The organism is Candidatus Mycolicibacterium alkanivorans (genome assembly GCF_022760805.1).
GTDB classification, from domain to species: Bacteria; Actinomycetota; Actinomycetes; order Mycobacteriales; family Mycobacteriaceae; genus Mycobacterium; species Mycobacterium alkanivorans.
The window spans coordinates 1,854,719-1,875,435 of the sequence record NZ_JAIVFL010000001.1 but is presented as its reverse complement, the minus strand read 5'-3'; the positions used below and the strand labels follow the sequence as shown (position 1 = coordinate 1,875,435).

At 68.2% G+C, this 20,717-nt stretch carries 16 protein-coding genes and 2 pseudogenes; 13 read left to right on the top strand and 5 right to left on the bottom strand.

Features of this window, described 5'->3' with window-relative positions; translation table 11 throughout:
- Positions 1–11 precede the first annotated feature (11 nt).
- Entirely contained in the window at positions 12–659 is a 648-nt protein-coding gene (gene dosR / locus K9U37_RS09445; protein WP_243073299.1) for a hypoxia response regulator transcription factor DosR/DevR, read from the top strand.
- A gap of 24 nt (positions 660–683) precedes the next feature.
- Positions 684–2,417 (top strand): sensor histidine kinase, encoded by a 1,734-nt coding sequence (locus tag K9U37_RS09440; protein ID WP_243071464.1) that lies wholly within the window; start codon positions 684–686, stop codon positions 2,415–2,417.
- 4 nt (positions 2,418–2,421) lie between these two features.
- Here K9U37_RS09440 and K9U37_RS09435 read toward each other — a convergent pair whose 3' ends face one another.
- The gene (locus tag K9U37_RS09435; RefSeq protein WP_243071463.1) at positions 2,422–3,312 is read right to left on the bottom strand and encodes a universal stress protein; all 891 of its coding nucleotides are present in this window, start codon (positions 3,310–3,312) and stop codon (positions 2,422–2,424) included.
- Positions 3,313–3,480: 168 nt separating this feature from the next.
- Here K9U37_RS09435 and otsB point away from each other — a divergent pair, with 168 nt between their 5' ends.
- Positions 3,481–7,491, top strand: a complete 4,011-nt coding sequence (otsB, locus tag K9U37_RS09430; protein WP_243071462.1) for a trehalose-phosphatase — start codon at positions 3,481–3,483, stop codon at positions 7,489–7,491.
- Positions 7,492–7,558: 67 nt separating this feature from the next.
- Here the strand turns inward: otsB and K9U37_RS09425 are convergent, their stop codons facing one another.
- From K9U37_RS09425 to K9U37_RS20465, 3 genes and pseudogenes are all read right to left on the bottom strand, one after another.
- Complete coding sequence (locus K9U37_RS09425; RefSeq protein ID WP_243073298.1) at positions 7,559–8,581, bottom strand: Acg family FMN-binding oxidoreductase; 1,023 nt, start codon at positions 8,579–8,581, stop codon at positions 7,559–7,561.
- Between the two features lie 230 nt (positions 8,582–8,811).
- Positions 8,812–9,366 (bottom strand): Rv1363c family protein, encoded by a 555-nt coding sequence (locus tag K9U37_RS09420; protein ID WP_243071461.1) that lies wholly within the window; start codon positions 9,364–9,366, stop codon positions 8,812–8,814.
- Positions 9,363–9,709, bottom strand: a pseudogene (locus K9U37_RS20465) (Rv1363c family protein). The gene K9U37_RS09420 and the pseudogene K9U37_RS20465 overlap by 4 nt, the downstream one beginning before the upstream one ends.
- A 329-nt stretch (positions 9,710–10,038) precedes the next feature.
- On the opposite strand from K9U37_RS20465, the gene K9U37_RS09410 reads away from it, so the two are divergent.
- From K9U37_RS09410 to K9U37_RS09395, 4 genes and pseudogenes are all read left to right on the top strand, one after another.
- Complete coding sequence (locus tag K9U37_RS09410; protein ID WP_243071459.1) at positions 10,039–10,695, top strand: TetR/AcrR family transcriptional regulator; 657 nt, start codon at positions 10,039–10,041, stop codon at positions 10,693–10,695.
- Between the two features lie 70 nt (positions 10,696–10,765).
- Positions 10,766–12,700, top strand: coding sequence for an acetoacetate--CoA ligase (locus K9U37_RS09405; protein ID WP_243071458.1), 1,935 nt, complete (start codon positions 10,766–10,768; stop codon positions 12,698–12,700).
- Positions 12,701–13,300: 600 nt separating this feature from the next.
- Positions 13,301–13,597: a hypothetical protein gene (locus K9U37_RS09400; RefSeq protein WP_243071457.1), complete on the top strand. Its 297-nt coding sequence runs from the start codon at positions 13,301–13,303 to the stop codon at positions 13,595–13,597.
- Between the two features lie 466 nt (positions 13,598–14,063).
- A pseudogene (locus K9U37_RS09395) lies at positions 14,064–15,251 on the top strand (PE family protein); the annotation flags it as partial.
- A 79-nt stretch (positions 15,252–15,330) separates the two neighbouring features.
- Here the strand turns inward: K9U37_RS09395 and K9U37_RS09390 are convergent.
- Positions 15,331–15,903 carry an Rv2240c family protein gene (locus K9U37_RS09390; RefSeq protein ID WP_243071456.1) on the bottom strand — a complete coding sequence of 191 codons (573 nt, stop codon included), beginning with the start codon at positions 15,901–15,903 and terminating at the stop codon, positions 15,331–15,333.
- Positions 15,904–16,288: 385 nt separating this feature from the next.
- Here K9U37_RS09390 and K9U37_RS09385 point away from each other — a divergent pair, with 385 nt between their 5' ends.
- From K9U37_RS09385 to K9U37_RS09360, 6 genes are all read left to right on the top strand, one after another.
- Positions 16,289–16,987, top strand: a complete 699-nt coding sequence (locus K9U37_RS09385) for an MspA family porin (RefSeq protein WP_243071455.1) — start codon at positions 16,289–16,291, stop codon at positions 16,985–16,987.
- A 62-nt stretch (positions 16,988–17,049) separates the two neighbouring features.
- Complete coding sequence (locus K9U37_RS09380) at positions 17,050–17,730, top strand: MspA family porin (protein WP_243071454.1); 681 nt, start codon at positions 17,050–17,052, stop codon at positions 17,728–17,730.
- Positions 17,731–17,812: 82 nt separating this feature from the next.
- On the top strand, positions 17,813–18,385 hold the full coding sequence (locus tag K9U37_RS09375; RefSeq protein ID WP_243071453.1) for a hypothetical protein: 573 nt from the start codon (positions 17,813–17,815) through the stop codon (positions 18,383–18,385).
- 193 nt (positions 18,386–18,578) lie between these two features.
- Complete coding sequence (locus K9U37_RS09370; RefSeq protein ID WP_243071452.1) at positions 18,579–19,568, top strand: phospholipase D-like domain-containing protein; 990 nt, start codon at positions 18,579–18,581, stop codon at positions 19,566–19,568.
- Positions 19,561–20,145 carry a chromate transporter gene (locus K9U37_RS09365; protein WP_243071451.1) on the top strand — a complete coding sequence of 195 codons (585 nt, stop codon included), beginning with the start codon at positions 19,561–19,563 and terminating at the stop codon, positions 20,143–20,145. Before K9U37_RS09370 ends, K9U37_RS09365 begins: the two co-directional genes overlap by 8 nt.
- Positions 20,142–20,687, top strand: coding sequence for a chromate transporter (locus K9U37_RS09360; protein WP_243071450.1), 546 nt, complete (start codon positions 20,142–20,144; stop codon positions 20,685–20,687). The genes K9U37_RS09365 and K9U37_RS09360 overlap by 4 nt, the downstream gene beginning before the upstream one ends.
- The last annotated feature ends 30 nt before the right edge of the window (positions 20,688–20,717 follow it).

The window sequence follows — 20,717 nt, the reverse complement described above, 5'->3', positions numbered from 1 at the left end:
AAGGCACGCCAATGGTCACGGTCTTTCTCGTCGACGACCACGAAGTCGTCCGTCGTGGACTGATCGATCTGCTGTCCGCCGACCCCGAACTCGATGTCATCGGTGAGGCGGGATCGGTGGCGCAGGCGCTGGCCCAGATACCGGCGTTGCAGCCCGACGTCGCCGTTCTCGACGTGCGGCTTCCCGACGGCAACGGTATCGAGTTGTGCCGCGACCTGCTGTCGAAGATGCCCGACCTGCGCTGCCTGATGCTGACGTCGTTCACCTCCGACGAGGCGATGCTGGACGCGATCCTGGCCGGTGCCAGCGGATACGTCGTCAAGGACATCAAGGGCATGGAACTGGCCAGGGCCATCAAGGACGTCGGCGCGGGCCGTTCCCTGCTGGACAACCGCGCCGCGGCGGCGCTGATGGCCAAGCTGCGCGGCGCGGCCGAGCGCTCCGACCCGCTGTCGGGGCTGACCGAACAGGAACGGGTGCTGCTCGGCCTGCTGGGCGAGGGCCTGACCAACAAGCAGATCGCGGCCCGGATGTTCCTTGCGGAGAAAACTGTCAAGAACTACGTGTCCCGGCTGTTGGCGAAGCTCGGCATGGAGCGGCGCACCCAGGCCGCGGTGTTCGTATCCAAGCTCGGTCAAAGCCATCACCCCGAAGAGTGAACCGGCCAGAAACAATCTGGCACGATGGAGGTCGTGACCGGCAATGTCGGCTCGGAGGGGGACCACAAGACCGCGTCGCCGCTGCGTGACACGTTGTCGCAGCTGCGTCTGCGCGAGTTGCTCGCGGAAGTCCAGGACCGGGTAGAGCAGATCGTCAAGGGCCGCGACCGGCTCGACGGCCTGGTGGAAGCCATGTTGGTGGTGACCTCAGGACTCGAGCTCGACGTCACCCTCAAGACCATCGTGCGCACCGCGATCGACCTGGTGGACGCCAAATACGGGGCCCTGGGCGTGCGCGGCCGCGCCCACGAGCTGGTGGAGTTCATCTACGAGGGCATCGACGCCGAGACCCGCGAGCTCATCGGTCCGCTTCCCGAGGGCCGCGGCGTGCTCGGCCACCTGATCGACGAGCCAAAGCCGATCCGCCTGGACAACATCATGCAGCACCCGGCCTCGGTCGGGTTCCCGCCCAACCATCCGCCGATGCGCACCTTCCTCGGTGTTCCGGTGCGGATCCGCGACGAGGTCTACGGCAACCTCTACCTGACCGAGAAAGCCGACGGACAGCCGTTCAGCGAAGATGACGAGGTCCTGGTCGAGGCGCTGGCCGCCGCGGCGGGCGTCGCTATCGACAACGCGCGGCTCTACGAACAGTCCCGGGTCCGCCAGTCCTGGATCGAGGCCACCCGCGACATCGGCACCGAACTGCTCGGCGGCGCCAACCCGGCGCGGGTCTTCCGGCTCATCGCCGACGAGTCGCTGGAGCTCACGGCGGCCGACGCCGTGCTGGTCGCGGTCCCCACCGACACCGAGCTGCCGACGCCGGAGGTCACCGAACTCATCGTGGTGGAGACCGCGGGAGTGGCTGGGGCGGCCCGCTCGGCGGAGCCGATCACAGTGGCCGCAAGCGTCATCGGTGAGGTGTTCACCGGCCGGACCCCGCGCCGTTTCGACGTCATCCCCGATCCGCTCGACGTCATCCCGGAAGCCGGGCCGGCCCTGGTGATCCCGCTGCGCACCACCGAGACCGTGGCTGGCGTGCTGGTGATCCTGCGCCGCCGCGGTGCGCAGATCTTCACCGACGAGCAGCTCGAGATGATGGCCGGCTTCGCCGACCAGGCCACCCTGGCCTGGCAGCTGGCCAGCACCCAGCGTCATCTGCGCGAGCTCGATGTACTCTCGGACCGCGACCGCATCGCGCGCGACCTGCACGACCACGTCATCCAGCACCTGTTCGCCCTGGGGCTGTCGTTACAGGGCACCATCCCGCGCGCACGCTCGGCGGAAGTGCAGCAGCGGCTGGCCGACACGGTGGACGAGTTGCAGGGTGTCATCCAGGAGATCCGGACGGCGATCTTCGACCTGCACGGCGGCGCGGCGGGCACCACCCGGCTGCGCCAGCGCCTCGATGAGGCGATCGGCGCCTTCGCCGGGTCGGGCCTGCGGACCACGGTTCAGTACGTCGGGCCGCTGTCGGTGGTCGACGCCGGCCTGGCCGACCACGCCGAGGCGGTGGTGCGCGAGGCGGTCAGCAATGCGGTCCGCCACTCCCACGCCCGCACGCTGACCATCACGGTGCGCGTCGAGGACGAGTTGCTCATCGAGGTCGTCGACGACGGCCGCGGCGTGCCCGCCGATGTCACGCCCAGCGGGCTGACCAACCTGAGGCGGCGTGCGGCCGAGGTCGGCGGCGACTTCAGCGTGGGCGACGCGCCGGGCGGCGGCACGGCACTGCGTTGGACCGCGCCGCTGCCCTGAACCCCTACGAGGGGGTGCGGGCCACGATGACGGGCACCCGCACGCCGTAGATCACCGCGGTGCTGACCGAGCCGAGCAGCATCCCCGCGAATCCACCACGGCCGTGGCTCCCGACGACCACCAGCTGTGCGGACTTGGACTGCTCGATGATCTGCCGCGAGGGGCGGTCGGCGACGACCACCTTGTGCACCGGCACATCCGGATAGCGTTCGCTCCAGCCAGCCAGCCGCTCGCTGAGGGTCTCCTCGCCGAGGGCCTGCATCGTCGACCAGTCCACGCCGGGGAACTCGAACACCCCGGTGTCGTTCCAGGCGTGCACGGCAACCACGTCGATACCGCGAAAACTGGCCTCCTCGAACGCAATCGACGTGGCCAGCTCCGAGGCGGGCGAACCGTCGATGCCCACGACCACGGGCGCTTTCGACGGGTGCGCCATCAGTGGGTCCTCGTCGTGGATGATCGCCACCGGACAGTGCGCATGATGCGCCAGGCCGGTGCTCACCGAGCCGAGCAGAGTACGCGCCAGGGCACCGCGCCCGCGGCAGCCGACCACCACCAGCTGCACCTCCTTGGTCATCTCGACCAACGTGGGCACCGTAGGGCCGGTGACCATCTCACTGGTCACCTCGACCGGGTGATCCTTGGTGGCCTCGGCGACCGTCTCACGCCCAGCGTCGAGGATCTTCTGACCCGCCTCTTCCTGCCACTGCAGATACCCCGGCGGCATGGGTACCTCGGGGAAGGCCATCACGACCGGTGGGTTGAGGATGTGCACCAGCTTCAGCGGCGCATTGCGCAGTGCGGCGTCGCGCGCGGCCCAGTCGACGGCGACCTTGGACTCCGGGGATCCGTCCACGGCGACGAGGATTCCGCGATGAGTTGCGGGAGTTGACATTTCATTCTCCTTCTCGTGCGTTTCGCGCCTGCATGCCACATATTGTCGGTCAGAGTTCGCCAGCTACGACGCTAGGTCTGCCGGTCCGTTTGATCATGAGGCCTTGGTCCCCTACCCCATGGCCACAAGGCCCTGATCGCACCCGATCGGGTATGGCAGGGTCGTGCCATGGCCACCAAAGGTTCGTTCGGCGTTCGCAGCGGCGTCGTCGACCGCGACGGCCCGGACATCGGCTTGCCCGTGACGATCGATCCGCGCTTCCACGACGCCGTCCTGTTCGACCTCGACGGCGTGATCACCGACACCGCATCGCTGCACCAGGCGGCCTGGGCGCAGATGTTCGACGAGTTCCTGGGGCGGCGCGCCCCCTCGGCTGCCGAAAATCACGATGCCTTCACCCCCGCCGACTATCGGCATTTCATCGACGGTAAACCGCGCTACGACGGAGTGCGGGACTTTCTGGCATCTCGGGGCATTTCGCTGCCGTGGGGCACACCGACCGACGAGGCGCAGGACACCGTCTGCGGGCTGGGAAACCGCAAGCAGCGGCTGTTTCTGGCGAAGCTCGCACAGGGTGTTCCCATCTTCGAGTCCACCGTGGCGCTGGTGCGCCGGCTCAACGCACTCGGCGTCGGCACGGCGGTGTACTCGGCCAGCCGCAACTGCAAGACGGTGCTCGAGTCCGCGGGAATCGACGGGCTCTTCGCGGTCCGCGTCGACGGTGTGACCGCCGACGAGCTCGGCCTGCCCGGAAAGCCTGACCCTGCGGTGCTGCTGGAAACCGCCCGCCGGCTGGGCGCGCGGCCCGGCCGCTGCGTGATCGTGGAGGACGCCGAGGCGGGCGTGGCGGCCGGGCGCGCCGGCGGATTCGGGCTCGTCATCGGGGTGGACCGCACCGGGCAGAGCGATGAGGACCTGCTGCGTTGTGGCGCCGACGCGGTGATCGGCGAACTCGCCGACATCACCGTGCGCGCCATCGACCGCCAGATGTCGGCGCTGCCCGACGCGCTGCTGTCCTTCGGCCAGATCGCCGGTGTGGTCTCCGCCCGCCGCCCTGCCCTGTTCTTCGATTTCGACGGCACGCTGTCCGAGATCGTCGACGATCCCGCCGCCGCCACCCTGGTGCCCGGTGCCGACAAGGCACTGCGGGCGCTGGCCGCGCTCTACCCCGTCGGGGTGCTCTCCGGTCGCGATCTCGCCGACGTCCGCGATCGCATCGCGATTCCGGGCCTGTGGTACGCCGGCAGCCACGGGTTCGAGATGGTCGGCCCCGACGGCACCCACCGCGAGAACGAGGTCGCCGCGGCCGCGGTGCCGGTACTGGCGCAGGCCGCAGAGGAGTTGAACGCCGAACTCGCCGACATTCCCGGAGTCGCGGTGGAACACAAGCGGTTCGCCGTCGCGGTGCACTACCGCAACGCCGGGCCGGGTGCCGACGCTCCGGTCACCGCCGCCGTCCACCGCGCCGGCGCCAAGCACGGGCTGAAGGTGACCTCGGGCCGCAAGGTCGTCGAACTGCGGCCGAATCTGGACTGGGACAAGGGCAAGACGCTGGACTGGATCGTCGACCAGGTGACCGGTCAGGAGCCGCTGCTGGCGATCTATCTGGGCGACGACCTCACCGACGAGGACGCGTTCGACTCGGTGTTGCACGACGGCATCGGTATCGTGGTGCGCCACAGCGAGGACGGCGATCGGCGCACCGCGGCACGCTACATCCTCGACAGCCCCGAGCACGTCCGCGACTTCGTCGAGCGGCTTGTGGAGCAGTGCGATGTTGATCGCCAAATCCTCTCCAGCCCTTGGTCTTTCACGTTCGGCGGCTACATTCCCGGACAGGAACGACTGCGCGAGGCGCTGTGCACGGTCGGCAACGGTTGCCGCGCCACCCGGGGGTGCGCCCCGGAGGCCGACGCCGGCCCGTATCACTACCCCGGCACGTATGCCGCGGGCCTGTACGACCGCCTCTACGACGAGGTGGCCGGTGTCCGCATCGACAACGAGAGCCTGGTGAACCTGCCGAACTGGCTGTCGCTGAAGTTCCGTATCGACGGCGGCGAGTGGTTCGACATCGATTCGGCCAAGGTGCTGTCCTACCGCCAGAGCTTGGACCTGCGGCAGGCCGAACTGACCCGCGAGTTCCGCTTCCGTGACCCCGCAGGGCGAACCTGCAAGGTCATGCAGCGCCGGATCGCCGCGATGCACCTTCCGCACGCCTGCGCGCTGGAGACCACCATCTGGGCCGAAGACTGGTCGGGCACAATCGAATTCCTGTCCGTCATCGACGGCGACGTCCGCAACTCCGGTGTCGAGCGCTACCACGCCCTGTCCAGTGACCACCTGGTCGCCACGACGACGCGGGAGCTGTCCCCGAACTCGGCGTTGCTGGTCTGCGAGACCGTGCAGTCCCGCATCCCGATCGCTGTCGCCGCGCGCACCACGCTGTGGCGCGGTGACGCGCCGCTGGAGGCCGAGGCGCGGTTCGTCGACGAAGTGCGCCGAACCGGTCACGATTACGTCGTCTCGCTGACACCCGGAGATTCGGTGACGGTGGAGAAGATGGTCGCCATCTTCACCGGCCGTGACGATGCCATCTCCGAGCCAGGCGATGCCGCCGCGCGGCTGCTCAGCGGACTCGGCCGCTACGGCGACCTGCGCGACGGGCACGTGCGCGAGTGGGCCCACCTGTGGGAGCGGTTCGACATCGCCTTCGAGGACAACGCCGATGCGATGCGCGTGGTACGGCTTCACCTGCTGCAGCTGCTGCAGACGGTGCCCAACCACGCCGTGGATCTCGATGCCGGACTGCCCGCCCGCGGTCTGCACGGTGAGGCCTACCGCGGCCACATCTTCTGGGACGAGTTGTTCGTGTTCCCGGTGCTCAGCCTGCGCTCCCCCGCCAGCACCCGCTCGCTGCTGCGGTACCGCTACCGGCGCCTGCCCGAGGCCCGTCGCGCCGCGCGGGAGGCCGGCTACGCCGGGGCGATGTTCCCCTGGCAGTCCGGCAGCGACGGTCGCGAGGAAAGCCAGAAGCTGCACCTCAATCCCAACTCCGGGCACTGGAATCCGGATGCCAGCGCGCGCGCACACCACATCGGAATCGCGGTGGCCTACAACGTCTGGCAGTACTACCAGATCACCGGCGACCTGGAATACCTGGTGGAGAACGGCGCCGAGATGCTGGCCGAGATCGCCCGATTCTGGGTCAGCCGCGCCGAGTTCGACGAAGCGCTGGGCCGCTACGTGATCCGCGGTGTCATCGGGCCCGACGAATTCCACTCCGGCTACCCCGACCGGCCCTTCGACGGCATCGACAACAACGCCTACACCAACGTGATGGCGGTGTGGGTGATCGTCCGTGCGCTCGATGCGCTCGACGCGCTGCCGTTGCGCGACCGGCTGGACCTGATGGAGACCCTCGGCATCCACGGCCGCGAGCTCGCCACGTGGGACGAGGTCAGCCGCCGAATGTACGTGCCCTTCCATGACGGCGTCATCAGCCAGTTTCAGGGCTATGACCAACTGGCCGAACTGGATTGGCACGGCTACCGCCGGCGCTACGGCAACATCCAGCGCCTCGACCGGATCCTGGAGGCCGAGAACGACAGCGTCAACCGGTACAAGGCCTCCAAGCAGGCCGATGTGCTGATGCTGTTCTACCTGCTGTCCTCCGACGAGTTGCGCGAACTGTTCGCCCGGATGGGCTACCGGTTCACTCCCGAACAGATTCCCAAGACGGTGGACTACTACCTGCACCGCACGTCACACGGCTCGACGCTGAGCGGAGTGGTGCACGCGTGGGTGCTGGCCCGTGGCGACCGTGAACGGGCGATGCGGTACTTCCAGCAGGTGCTGATGTCCGACGTGGCCGACATCCAGGGCGGCACCACCGCCGAGGGCATCCACATCGCCGCGATGGCCGGCAGCATCGACCTGCTCCAGCGCTGCTTCACCGGCCTGGAGACCCGAGCCGACCGGCTGATCCTGAACCCGATGTGGCCGGAAAGCCTCGGCGCCCTGCGGATGCCGATCTACTACCGGGGCTATCGGCTGCACCTGACGATCCGCGGCCGCAGCGCCGAGGTCAGTGTCGACCCCGCCGACCAACCCGCCATCGAGATCGAATGCCGCGGCAACGTGCAGACCCTCACCCCGGGGACGACGCTGCGGTTCGCGTAGGCGCCGGACAAGGATGCAGCGCTCGCTGCTGGTGCGGCCGCCGCCGTCGCCGTCGCCGACCAGTCCGCTATCCCGCCTGGCTGACCGCGTCCGAGCCGACGATGAAGTGCCCGCCGTTGAGCCAGTCGGCGACATCGGGAACCGGCCGTCGCGGCGTGGCCGGCAGCGGGTCGGCGTTGACCGCCGCCCAGCCCACCCGCAGCAGCATCTGCGGATAGCCGCTGGTGCCGAACACGTCGGCGCGCACCGCGTCGCGGGTCTCGGCAATCTCCAGCGGTTCGGTCACCGGGCAGGACGACAGGCCCATCGCGGTGGCCGACAGCAGCACCAGGCTGGTCGCCTCGCCGGCTCGCAATCGGGCCATGTCGTCATCGGTCTCGGTGCCCAGGGCGAGCATGACGGCGTTGTCCTCGGCGGCCGACGTGTGCGACGGCTGCTGGAGGGCCGGCCCGGCGAAGACCCGGGCCGGGATCGTCGCGCGGGCGTCAGTCAGCGGGGTGTTGCCGGCCGGGACGCCGGCCACCGACCCGTAGCGCCCGCTCCAGGCATTGAGTTCGGTGAGGTAGTCGGTGTCGCTGGCGTGCTTGGCCACCGATTCGGCGACGATCGCGTTGAGCTGGGGCAACAGATCGATCTGGCGCAGCATCACCCCGGCCCGGGCGGCGCGAGCACCCATCAGCGTGATATCGCCGATGGGCACCGGCCACGAGCTGTAGTTGCGGCGGTCGGTACGCCGCCGGGCGATGGCGGCGGCCAGTGTCACGTCGAGCTCGCCGGGCGACTGCGGAGCCACCTGGATCGAGGCCAGATGATCACGGTCATCCGGGTTCGGGAAGCGGCGGATCTTCGCCTGCCAACCGAGGGCAGCCAGTGCGACGGTGGCATGGTGCAGCGCGGCGCCGCAGCTGATCAGCAGGTCGCGGCGGTCCGGATCGGTCCTCGGCAGATGCCGGCTGGGATCGGCATACAGCTGCAGGGTCTGTGCGCCGACCCGCCAGTGCCACGGCTGCGAATTGTGGACCGAGGGGGCTCGGGTCGCCAGGCTCAGGACGGCGCGCACAGTTACGGGATCGGGAAAATGCGCGCTCATGTCGTTCTTGCCGCCTTCTCTGGTCGCTTTCACATGACACTGTCACCCAAAATGCGTCATCGACGACAGAGACGTAAGTCCTCATCTGTGGGGACTTGTGCAGCCCGAACGGGGTCTTTGCTTCGGGCGGGTCCCGCAGGTCACTGGGCTCTTTCCACGAGGCCTGCCCGCAGCTCGGGACTGGCCGAGACCTCCTCGCGGTCACCCTGTTCGTCGCTGACGCGTTGCGACTAGACCGGATTGAATTCGGAGATCAGCCAACGGCCGTCCTGCTCGACCAGGGTCACCATCACGCTGCTGGGGGCCAGGGCCGGGTCGGGCCGGTCCTTGCTGGTGGTCACCTGGTTGACGAACACCAGCACCACGGCGCGATCGGGTTGCATCTCCGAGACCGCCGCACGCGCGACGGTGGCTTCGGTCTTGACGCCCTTCTGCTTGGCCCCGGGAGCCACGATCTTGTCGGTGAAGTCGCTGTAGTTCTTGACGAACTCACCAGTCAGGTGCGACTTGGCGTTGGCCAGGTCCTCGTCCAGTGTCTCGGGGCCGTAGGAGAGCAGTGCGACGGTGCCGTCCCGGGCGGCGTCGGTGGCCCGCTGCCGGGCTGCGGCGTTGGTCTGCTGATCCGGGCGGTAGATCCGCCAGTAGACGCCGCCGGCGGTGCCGGCCGACGCCACCAGCAGCGCCGCGAGCACGGTCGTCAGCCAACCGACGCGCCTGCGACGCCCCGTCGGCTCGACGGACGATTCGTCGGCGTCGGTGGCAGGGCTGGTCTTTTCATCATTCACGGCACGAACTCCACGTTCGACATCTTCAACTTGCCCCCGTCTCGCGTCATCGTCACGCTCATTCGCCACGCCCGCGGATCCTGACGAGCGCCGTTGGAATTGGTCACCTGTGAGGACGCCGCCAGCAACACCACACCCGTGTCACCGTTCTCGCTCTCCAGCGCCGCGGCGCTGATCTTGCCGACGGTCACCGCCTTGGACTGCTCGGCGGTCGTCACGAAATCGTCCGCGCCCTCGGTGAAGTCACGTCCTGCGCCAGCGCCTCGGCTTGGGCAGCCTCTGCCTCGGCCAGTTCGGCCTTCACCTCCGAGACGGCGTCGTCGCGATTGGCCTCAGGTGCCATGCCACCCTTTCATGTCGCGCTCCTCCTCTGATCAGACCAAGCATCCCGCCCGGCGATGACCAAGGCGACATCAATGCACCAAGGTCACGGGTTCGCCGGTGGGCCGACCCGGGGCCCGAGCAGAAGGGGACGATCAACGTGCAGTGGGCCAACCCCGACGAGCGGGCAATGGCGACTGCCACCAGCGGGATGTCGAAGTTCCCGCCGAACTTTCACTGCGTGCTGGCTTCGCGTCAGGACTGAAAATTTAATTCTCCCGCTTGAGAGTAGTACTCTCTTGCCGTGGGGTTCGTCGGATCGGCTCGCAACGGCTCATACAAAGTCCTGCGGTGAACAGCCCCAGCGAAGAACCCGCCTGGAAACAGCGCGCGGTCGAGCGGTCCATCAGGACCGCCAAGGTGCGCGCCGGGCAGCGCGGTCAGCGATTCCTCGACGCCGCCCGGGCGATCATCACCGAGAAGGGCAGCACCGACTTCACCGTCCAAGAGGTGGTGGACCGGTCCCGGCAGTCACTTCGGAGCTTCTACCTGCAGTTCGACGGTAAGCACGAATTGCTGCTGGCACTGTTCGAGGATGCGCTGAGCCGCGCCGCCGACCAGATCCGCGCCGCCGCATCGGCCCAGAAGGACCCGCTGGAACGGCTGAAGGTGGCCGTCACGCTGCTCTTCGAACTGTCCCGCCCGGACCCGACCTCGCGCCGGCCGTTGGTTACCGACTTCGCCCCGCAGCTACTGATCTCGCACCCCACCGAAGTCAAGGTCGCCCACGCTCCGCTGGTCGCCCTGTTCTGCGAACTGGTGGAGGACGCCGCGAAGGCCGGCGAACTGCGTAAGGACGCCAATCCCCGCCGGTTGGCGGCGATGACTACGCAGGCCATCATGTTCATCGCACAATCCAGCGGTGCGCCCGACGACGACAATATGCACACCCCGATCAGTGGTGACGAGGTCTGGACGTTCTGTTCGCAAGGCTTCGCCCGGCACTGAGCCGAGAACGGCGTTTTCGCCCGGAGCAGCTGCGCCCATATTCGCAGGTAGAAGCAGTGAGAGGAGCATAGTGTCGCGCACTGACGGAGCCACGGGCACCGAGCCGCAGTGGAAGAAATTCGCTGCCACCACGGCCGCACACCACGGCGCGCCCACCGGGGACTACCCGGCGCTGTGGCAGTGGTCGGTCGATCACCCGGCACAGTTTTGGCGCGCGGTGTGGGAGCACTTCGACGTTCGGGCAGCCACCGGTCCCCAAGCCGGTGACGCGGGCATCCTGGCCGAGGCCGCCATGCCCGGCGCCCGGTGGTTCCCCGGCGTCACCTTGAACTACGTCGACCAGATCCTGCGGCACACCTCGCGCACCGGCCCGGCGATCGTCGGCGTCGACGAGGACGGGACCCGCACCGAGATCGACTGGGCCGACCTGCCGGGCCGCATCGGCGCGGTGGCCGCCGAACTGCGCCGCCTCGGCGTCGGCCCCGGCGACACCGTCGCCGGATACCTGCCCGACGTGGCCGAGGCGATGGTCGCCTTCCTGGCGACCGCGGCCATCGGCGCGATCTGGTCGGCATGCGGGCAGGACTACGCCCCGCGGGGCGCCGCCGCCCGGTTGGCCCAGCTGGAACCCAAAGTTTTGTTCAGCGCCGGCGGGTACCGGCTCAATGGGCGCTGGGTCGACAAGCTTTCCGACACCGCGGAATTAGTGGGTCTGCTCGGCGGCGTGCACCTGGTGCTGCTCGACGGTGAGGCCTACCGCGACCTGATCGCGCGGCCCGTCGCACCCGAGGTGACGCCGGTGCCGTTCGACCATCCGCTGTGGGTGTTGTTCAGTTCCGGCACCACCGGCCGGCCGAAGGGCATCGTGCACGGCCACGGCGGTGTGATCCTCGAGCACCTCAAAGCCGCTGGGCTGCATGCCAACCTTGGCCCCGGCGATGTCTTCTTCTGGCAGACCGCGCTGAGCTGGATGATGTGGAACTTCCGGATCGCCGGACTGATGTGCGGTGCCGAGACGGTCTGCTACAGCGGTCATCCGCTCTACCCGGACGCCGACCGGCTGTGGCAGGTGGTCGAAGACGAGCGGGTCACCTACTTCGGCACCAGTCCCGGGCATCTGCTGGCATCCCGCAAAGCCGGTCTGCACCCCGGCGCCGAACACGATCTGAGCCGGCTGACCACCATCGGCAGCACCGGCTCACCGCTGCCGGCCGAACTGTTCGAGTGGGTGCACACCGAGGTCGGCGAGCACGTCGCGGTGTCCTCGATCAGCGGCGGGACCGACGTGGTGACGGCGTTCGCCGGTGGGACGGCAGGCGTACCGGTGATCCCCGGTGAGCTGGCCACGCGTTATCTCGGCGTGGCCCTGTACAGCTGGTCGCCGCAGCGCCGGCCGCTGGTCGGCGAGGTGGGCGAGATGGTGATCACCACTCCGATGCCGTCCATGCCGGTCGGGTTCTGGAAGGACGATGACGGATCGCGTTACCGCGCGGCATATTTCGATCATCGCTGGGCCGACGGGGTTGCACTCAACGTGTGGCGGCACGGCGACTGGGTGACCGTCACCGAGCGCGGCTCGCTGATCATCCACGGCCGCAGCGACGCCACCCTCAACCGGCACGGCATCCGGATGGGATCGGCGGACATCTACGAGGTAGTCGAGGCCCTCGATGCCGTCACCGAAGCCTTCGTGCTGGGTATCGACGGCCCCGACGGTGCGTACTGGATGCCACTGTTCATCACCGTCGCCGAGGGGCACCAACTCGACGACGCGCTGGTCGACACCATCCGGTCGGCCGTCAAGACCAAGCTGTCCCCGCGCCACGTGCCCGACGACGTCATCGCCGCGCCGGGCATCCCGCACACCCGCACCGGCAAAAAGCTCGAGGTGCCGGTCACCGCGATCATGACCGGACACAGCGACGTGTCGCTGGATCCCCGCTCGATCGACAACCCGGACCTCATCGACTGGTACGCCGAACAGGGCCGCCAGCACCGCTGGTGAGCTCTTGCCCGGGGAATCCGCAGAGGATCACCGCGTTGGTCTCCGTGGCGGCCTGCCGCAGTTCCCGGGCCGTGGCCGTAGCGGGCGCGCGATCCGAGCGGTCCCTCGCCGAGCAGACGCAGACTCGCACCGCAAGGGCGAGAATCGTGCGATTCTCCGTCTGCTCGTCCCGAAGCGCGCACTTGGATCGGTCGTCTGCATTCGACGGCAGCGGCGGTGGGAGGCGACATGATCAAACTCGAACTGCCCTGATCGCGCCGGAGCCGGAGACCGAAGCGCCGACGCTGAAGGTGGTGTGGGGTGGGTTCACCAACAGCGACGGCACTGAACGCTGCAATGCTTTGCTAGGCTGTGCGGCTAGGATCGCCCGCATGCCCAAGCTGACCGCCGCGGACGACTACGCATCGACCACTTACGAAACGCACTCTGCGCCAGGAGGGCTTTCACGCTTGGTAGCACCCCTGGCCTTGGTGATCGCTCTGGTCGCTGCCGCCGGCGCCGGATGGGCGCTGTTTTCGGCCCGCTCCGAAAAGCAAGTCCCAAACCGCCGAGGCGCCGGCCGGTGACCCGAAGGCGAACGCGTGCAGTGCGTTCACGACGGTGACCGCCGCGGTCACGCTGCAGACCCACGGTGACGCAGGCCCCGAACCCGCCGGTGTCCTGGCCGTGGCCGCCAATGCTCGGCTCGCCATGGCCGGCGGTGCGACCTACCTGCTGGCCCGAACCGGCCCCGGCACCCCGAAGGACCTGTCGGACGCGATTCACAGCTTTGCCAACGGCCTGCAGGACATCGCCATGAACGCCCTCGCCGGAGTCGGCAACGAAGACCCGGCCCAGACTGCCCGGCTGCGTGACGCGGAGGCGACGAACACCCGGATCGCCGAGCTCTGCAAGTAGCGGCTGAGATGGGCGTTAGATATTTCGAGTTCGCCTGGCGTTTGCCCGGTGTTCGACCCTGAGCCGCATAGCCGCACTTGGATTTGCTACGCAGTGACAACTCGCCGCATGAGACGGCTGTACATCCTCGAAGGGGACCAGGAAATTGGCCAAACACCGTAAGAAGTCGCCCCGCGGCGTTGTTGCGCCCGCATTCGTCACCACCGGCGTCGCCGGTGCCGCGATGGTCGGGGCCGGCTTCCTGATGGCTTCCACCGACACCTCAACTCCAATGGCCGCGCCGGCCATCAAGCTGGTCAACACCCAGTGCGCGCCGGGCTCGGCCTTCTGCGGCCTGGCCAGCGTCTCCGGCTCCGCCTCGGCAGTGCCGACCGGACCGACGGCGTCGGCGACCGCCGCGGCGACCGGCGATCTCATCGGGGTCTTCATCGGCGACGGCACCGCCGACCGCCCGAACGGCGGGATCCTGTTCGGCAACGGCTACAGCTTCTCCGCCGTCGACGTCGGCACCGCGAGCTGCGGCGCCGGTGCGGCGTGCAACGGCGGTAACGCCGGCCTGTTCGGCAACGGCGGCAACGGCTACAACGGCGGCGACGGCGGCAGCGCCGGGCTGTACGGCAGCGGCGGCAACGGCGGCAACGGCATCGCCCTGGTCAATGGCGGCAAGGGCGGCAACGGCGGCAACGGCGGACTGATCGCCGGCAGCGTGCCCGGCACGCTGTTCGGCGGCGGCGGCGGCAACGGTGGCAACGGCGCCGCCGGCGCCGCCGGCGGCAACGGCGGCAACGCCGGAGCGCTCGGCGGTAGCGGCGGCAAGGGCGGCGACGGCGGGGCCAGCACGACCGCCGGTCTTGCCGGCGGCAAGGGCGGCAACGGCGGCGATGCCGCGATCGCGGCCCTCCTCGGTGGCGGTACTGCTGGCGCCGGTGGCGCGGGCGGCGCCGGCTACGGCGCTGGTGCCGCTGGCACCGACGGCGGTGCTGGCGGCGCCGGCGGCAACGGCGGCTTCTACGGCTCGGCGGGGGGCGGCGCCGGTGGCGCCGGTGGCGCCGGCGGCGCCGGCACCGCGACCGGTGGTAACGGCGGTGCCGGTGGCACCGGTGGTACCGGCGGCCTGGTGTCCGGCAAGGGCGGCGCGGGCGGTGTCGGGGGTGTCGGCGGTGCCGGCGGAACCGGGGCCGGCGGCAACGGCGGCAAGGGCGGTAGCGGCGGCGCCGGCGGCGCCATCGGTAACGGCGGCGCCGGCGCCGCCGGTGGCGATGGCGGCACGAGCACCAACGCTGCCGGCGGTAGCGGCGGTGCCGGTGGCACTGGCGGTCTGGCCGGTAGCAACGGTGGCGCGGGCGGCCCCGGCGGTAAGGGCGCCACGGGCGCAACCGGCGGTACTGGCGGCAACGGCGGGGCCGGCGGCTTCGGCGGCTTCAGCGGTGGCCCCGGCGCCAACGGTGGCAACGGTGGCGACGGCGCGACGGCCGGCACCGGCGGCAAGGGCGGCGACGGCGGCAATGGCGGCGGCAGCGTTCTCAACGGCGGCAACGGCGGCGCCGGCGGCAAGGGCGGCAAGGGCGGCGCCACCAACGGCCAGCCCGGCACGCTCGGCGGAGGGTCGCTCGGAGGCCGTCCCGGCACGGGGGGCACTGGCGGCGCGGGCGGGTAACAGCGTCGACTAACCAAGGAATCGCCCCCTCCGACAGGAGGGGGCCGATTCCTTGGCGGGTAGCTAAACCCAGAGACTAGGCATGTGCGCCATTGAGCGCACAAGCCATCTGCGCATTGTTCGCGTCGGTGTTCATGTCGTTGGCAGTCGAATTCAGCGAATCACCACCACCACGAATCCCCATGATCACCAACAGCTTTGCGGCGTGCAGCGACCATGATCGCATGGGTGCTGCGACATCATCAGGCAGCCCGGGTGTGGATGCCGCCGACATTGCCGCAGCGGCGGCCTCCCGCAGTGCGGTACGCCCGATGACATTCGAATTGGCCACGTTCGGATCTTGGTAGTTCACGCTGTTTCCGTTGCCGGCGGTGTTGTACGCGAAGTCCTCGTAATTCGTCGCAGCGAAGTTCAGCGCCGCACCGAATTGCTTACAAGCGTCCGACACCGCGCTGAAGGTCGACACGTCCGGCGGCGGTGCGTCCAGCGGCGGCGCCGGCGCATTGACCGAAGCCGGGTCGGGCGCGGGCCCCGGCGCATTGGTCTGCGCATCTGGGTCAGCAGATGCAACAGGGATGGTAAACAATGCCGACGCGGATACCAGCAAAGAGGCAGTCAGCGCCCGCCCGCACAACAGTGATGTTCTCATCGCTTCCTCCTGGATCGTGGGCTCCCCCGAACCGTCCGGCTGGAAGTTCCAAACCAGCCCCACCCGAAACCTGTGACGTCAGGGTTCCGCAGGGTCAGGACAGAGAGATGATTAACGGGATATCTGTCGTGATCGTGAACGGACAACGAACAACAGGCGCCGCCGAAGGATCCATCGAGTGTCCCCTTCACCAGCGCCGCACGCAGTTGGTATCACCCTGAGACCGAATCAGACCCGTCTGACGGCGGATGGGAGGAAATGACGCCCGGTAGACGGTAATCAGGCGGGAATTGTTGGCGCGGTGTTAACCGTCGCGACACCCGCCAACTCAATGATTCTTCCGAACGAGATAGTGGATATCAACGACGAGAGGCGCCAACACGACATGTTGAAACGCTTTGCCGCACTGGCTGGAGTATGCCTGCTGGTTCAGACGGGAGCGGCTCCGCTCGCGCTCGCCGACCCGCCGGCTGATCCCAACGTGGCACCTGTGGCCAACACAGAACCGGCGCCCGGCGGCCCCGCGGGACCGATACCCTCCGCTGCGCCCGGAGTTCTCAAGACGCCCGACGGCTGGGTTCTCAACGTGTCGGGTAAGGACGAGTCCATGGAACCCGTGGCCTCCCTGACCAATTCGCCGTGGTCACGTGAGTACCTGGTGGACGGAACGTTCACCGCCTCGGTGACCGGTGGCGGCAGCACCAAGCTGGCCGGTGGAACCTTGGAGGCCGGCTACCAGATCGGTTGCGGCATAGTCCAGGACGACATCGAGTCCATCGCCAGCGCGGGCGTCACCCCGGGAGTCGGCATCCCGCTGGTGAGCGGCTCGCTGCTGCCCATCACCCTTGGGCTCTCGGCGTCCTACCAGATGAAGATCGACCTCAAGCCCGGCACGGTGAATATCGTTCCGGTCGGCAAGAAATCGTTCAAGGGCACCGCCCCGCGAATCTCCATCACCGGGTACCGAATCAAGATCGACGGATGCGCGGGCCAGTCCTTCATCCGCTCGTACGCGACGTTCACCAGCTCGACCGACAACACCGATGACGTCGTGACCTACCTCGGCGTCACCAAAGCTGTTTAACCACCGATCAATCATTTCTCACAGAAATTTCACGAGTGACAGACGGAAGGCGCCGACAGGATATGTTGCATCGCTTTGCCACTGCGGCTGCAGTTTGCATGTTGATCCCGATGGGAGCGACCCCGCTCGCATCGGCGGAACCGGCCGACCCGGCGCCGCCCGTCGCTGACGTAGGCGCTCCCCCACCACCGGACAACGGCGCCGTCGCCTCTGAGGTTCCCGGTATCGCCAAGACACCCGACGGCCGGACATTGACCGTGGTCGCCAAGGACGAGACCCAGCTGCCGGTGGCCCCGCTGACGACCTCCCTGTCGGCTCGCGACTGGCTGGTCGGCGCCACGTTCACGGGTACCACCACCGGTTCGGTGGCGGGCGGCACGCTCGAGGCCGGCTACCAGGTCGGCTGCGGCGTCGAAATGGACAAGGTCAAGCTCATCGGCTCGATCGGCGCCAGCTGGGGCGGCCCAGGCCTCAGCGCCACGGGACTTACCCTGGCCCCGGGTATCAGCTTCCCCGTCCAAGGCCAGATCGAGGTCGATCCCAGACCGGGAACAATCACCAACGTCGTCGTCGACAAGAAGTCCTTCAAGGGCACCTCTGCCCGAGTCACACTCAAGGACATCCACATCAAGATCGACAACTGCGTCGGCGCATCATCGCTGCGCTCGTATGCGGTGCTGACCAGCTCGGGCACCGACGCCGACGACATCGTCGCCTATTACGGCGTCACCAAAGTCTTCTGACACGGAGATGCGCCGGATACGCAGAACATTCGTCAAGGGTGCGGCCACAGCCGTACTCGCTGTTGGGGTGGCGGTCACCTCCATGTCGACCGCCGCCGCCGACGACCCGCCGCCGGTCGATCCGGCGCCGCCTCCTCCGCCCCAGCAGGGGCTCATTCCTCCGGCGGCGACCATCTCGGACTCGCTCAGCGGATTCGCCAACTACATCGCCGGCGACGCGGGCCAGCAACTGCTCCTAGGACAGACGCCCGTCCCAGCCCTGGCGGGCAGCGCACCCGCGGCCCCGCCGAACGTCGACATCCTCGCCGGCACCCAGCTTCTGATACCGCAGAACTACGGGATGCCAACCCCTGATGAGACGTCGCCATACCAGCTGGGACCGGGCGCGGACGGCCCGTTCGCCCGCGTGAATCAATTCAAGGGCGTTCACGCCATGCTGCACGGCGCATTGGGTCGCATGCCGGCCGATCAACTCGGCCAGCCGCTGCCCGGAACGGCGCCGCCGCCGGGCACCAACATCCCGGCCGGGCCCGAGCAGTTCCTGCCCGATCCGGCGGCACCGCCTCCTCCCGGAGCACCCCCGGTGCCGGGCGCCCCGGTTGCCCCCGCGGACCCGGCACTGCCGCTACCACCTCCCCCGCCTCCGGCCGGCTGAGCGAATCCTCGCCGCCGGTCGCGGCATCGTCACCGCGACAGCCGACTACGGCGTGACGAGGATCGAGGCCCGGACTCGGGTTCGGCCTGGCAGAGCCGGCCGAACCCGCACCAGCCCCGTGAGTGCGACGCGTGCGCAGCATTCACCCGACGGCAAAGTGCCGAGGAGGTTCTGCTGCTAGCATCCGAAACCTATGCCTGCTAACGCCCCGCGCGTGATCGTCGAGCCCGACGACGGCATCGAGTCGGTTCGCGAGTTCATCATGACCGCGCAAAGCTCTTTGCTGATAAAGCAATTCACGTTCACCGAGCCCAGCCTGATCGATGCGGCCATCGACCGGAAGAGGGCCGGAGCGGATGTCCGGGTCATGCTGAATCCGCAGCGCTCAGGCGGTGACCGGGCCAACGACGAAAGCTACGACAGGTTCAAGGAAGCCGGTATCGACGTCCAGTGGTCGAACCCGAAATTCTATGTGACACACGAGAAGTCGATCGTCGTCGACGAGCAGGCCGCGATGGTGGCCACGTACAACCTGATGATCAAGTACTTCACCATGACCCGCGACTACGGGATCATCACCCACGACCCGCTGCACGTCCGGCAGATCGTCGACGTGTTCAACGCCGACTGGGAACATCGCGATTTCACCCCCAGCACATATGAGGGCCTGCTGTGGAGCAACTCCAATTCGCGCTACCACATGGCGCGTTTCATCGACACCGCGCAGTCGCACCTCTACATCCAGCACCCGAAGTACGTCGACGCGGTGATCCTCGACCACATCGCCGCGGCGGCCGACCGCGGCGTCAAGGTGAAAGTCCTTTGCGGCGGCAAACACGGCATCAGCGAGTGGGACATCCTCGACACCTTCGCCTCACTGCGCACACTGCGCAGATTCGGGGTCAAGGTGCGCAAGCAGAAGAACCTGCGGGTGCACGCCAAGCTGCTCGTCGTGGACAAGCAACGCGCCCTGGTGGGCTCGATGAACATCGACCGTAGCGCCTTCGACCTGCGTCGCGAACTCGGCATCATCATCGACGACCCGGCCGTGGTCAACCGCCTCATCGAGGTCTTCAAGAACGACTGGAGCAGCTCGAACGAGTACGAGCCTCCGGATCCGCTGGATCACGCCGCGCCCGCCGAGACCGACTTCCCGCACGATGCGGACCTGGTCCATGAGTGAGCCGGGCGCGGACCTGCAGAAGGTGTCGCTGCCGGAGATCGCGCTGTCCTTCAACCACATTGCGCTGGCGTCGTTCGGCGGCGGGCTCTCGGCGTGGTCACGTGAGATCGTCGTCGTGCAGAAAAAATGGATGACCGAGGAGGAGTTCCTCAGCGCGATGACGATGTGCCGCATCGTCCCGGGCGCCAATCAGGTCAACCTGGCGGTGTTCGTCGGCACCAAGCTGAAGGGCATGGCGGGCGCGGTCGCCGCCCTGATCGGTCTGTGCCTGGTGCCCGTGACGATCATCCTCACGCTGGGATTCGTGTACTTCACCTTCAAGGAGGTGCCTGCGGTCAAAGGCGCGTTGCACGGCGCGTCGGCCGCCGCCGTCGCGCTCACGTTGACGATGGTGATCAAGACCGGGCACAAATGCCTGACCGGGGGGATGCCGATCGCGCTCTCCCTGGCCGCCTTCGTCCTCAACGGCATCCTGCGCTGGCCATTGCTGGAGGTCCTTGGCATCCTGGCCCCGCTCAGCCTGATCTGGGCGTGGCCCCGCAAGACCGGGAAGCGCGCCGAGGCAACCGAGGCATGAAGACCTACCTGGCCCTGATGGGGATGTTCGGGTCGCTGTCGCTGCTGTCGATCGGCGGTGGCAACACCGTGCTGCCCGACATGCACCTGCGCGCGGTCAGCGGCCATCACTGGATGACGAACTCGCAGTTCGCCGACATCTTCTCCATCTCGCAGGCAGCCCCAGGGCCGAGCATCCTGATCGTCGCCCTCGTCGGCTACGCCGCCGGGCTCGGTGTCGCCGGGGTGGCGGGCGGGATCGCCGGTGGCCTGCTGGCAACGGTGGCGATGGTCATCCCGGCGGCGACGCTGATGTACCTGATCACGCTGTCCTGGCAGAAGGCCCAGAAGTCCAAGCTGCGCTACGCGGTGGAGAAGGGCTTCGCCCCGCTGACCGTCGGGTTGATCCTGGCCACCTCGCTGGTGATGAGCAAGGCCGCCGACCACGACTGGCGGGCCTATCTGATCACCGGCGTCGCCACGCTCATCTTCGTGCGCACCACCACCAACCCGCTGATCGTGGTCGGAGCTGCCGCGCTGCTGGGCTACCTCGGCGTCGTCTGACCAGCAGTCAATGAGACCTCCCCGCAACAA

Excerpts from the sequence above, each read along its gene's own strand:
- K9U37_RS09370 (WP_243071452.1), top strand. The coding sequence starts at position 18,579 with ATGCCTGCTAACGCCCCGCGCGTGATCGTCGAGCCCGACGACGGCATC.
- K9U37_RS09360 (WP_243071450.1), top strand. The coding sequence starts at position 20,142 with ATGAAGACCTACCTGGCCCTGATGGGGATGTTCGGGTCGCTGTCGCTG.
- dosR (WP_243073299.1), top strand. The coding sequence starts at position 12 with ATGGTCACGGTCTTTCTCGTCGACGACCACGAAGTCGTCCGTCGTGGA.
- K9U37_RS09425 (WP_243073298.1), bottom strand. The coding sequence starts at position 8,581 with ATGAGCGCGCATTTTCCCGATCCCGTAACTGTGCGCGCCGTCCTGAGC.
- K9U37_RS09435 (WP_243071463.1), bottom strand. The coding sequence starts at position 3,312 with ATGTCAACTCCCGCAACTCATCGCGGAATCCTCGTCGCCGTGGACGGA.
- K9U37_RS09390 (WP_243071456.1), bottom strand. The coding sequence starts at position 15,903 with ATGAGAACATCACTGTTGTGCGGGCGGGCGCTGACTGCCTCTTTGCTG.
- otsB (WP_243071462.1), top strand. The coding sequence starts at position 3,481 with ATGGCCACCAAAGGTTCGTTCGGCGTTCGCAGCGGCGTCGTCGACCGC.
- K9U37_RS09375 (WP_243071453.1), top strand. The coding sequence starts at position 17,813 with ATGTCGACCGCCGCCGCCGACGACCCGCCGCCGGTCGATCCGGCGCCG.
- K9U37_RS09380 (WP_243071454.1), top strand. The coding sequence starts at position 17,050 with ATGTTGCATCGCTTTGCCACTGCGGCTGCAGTTTGCATGTTGATCCCG.
- K9U37_RS09440 (WP_243071464.1), top strand. The coding sequence starts at position 684 with ATGGAGGTCGTGACCGGCAATGTCGGCTCGGAGGGGGACCACAAGACC.
- K9U37_RS09365 (WP_243071451.1), top strand. The coding sequence starts at position 19,561 with ATGAGTGAGCCGGGCGCGGACCTGCAGAAGGTGTCGCTGCCGGAGATC.
- K9U37_RS09385 (WP_243071455.1), top strand. The coding sequence starts at position 16,289 with ATGTTGAAACGCTTTGCCGCACTGGCTGGAGTATGCCTGCTGGTTCAG.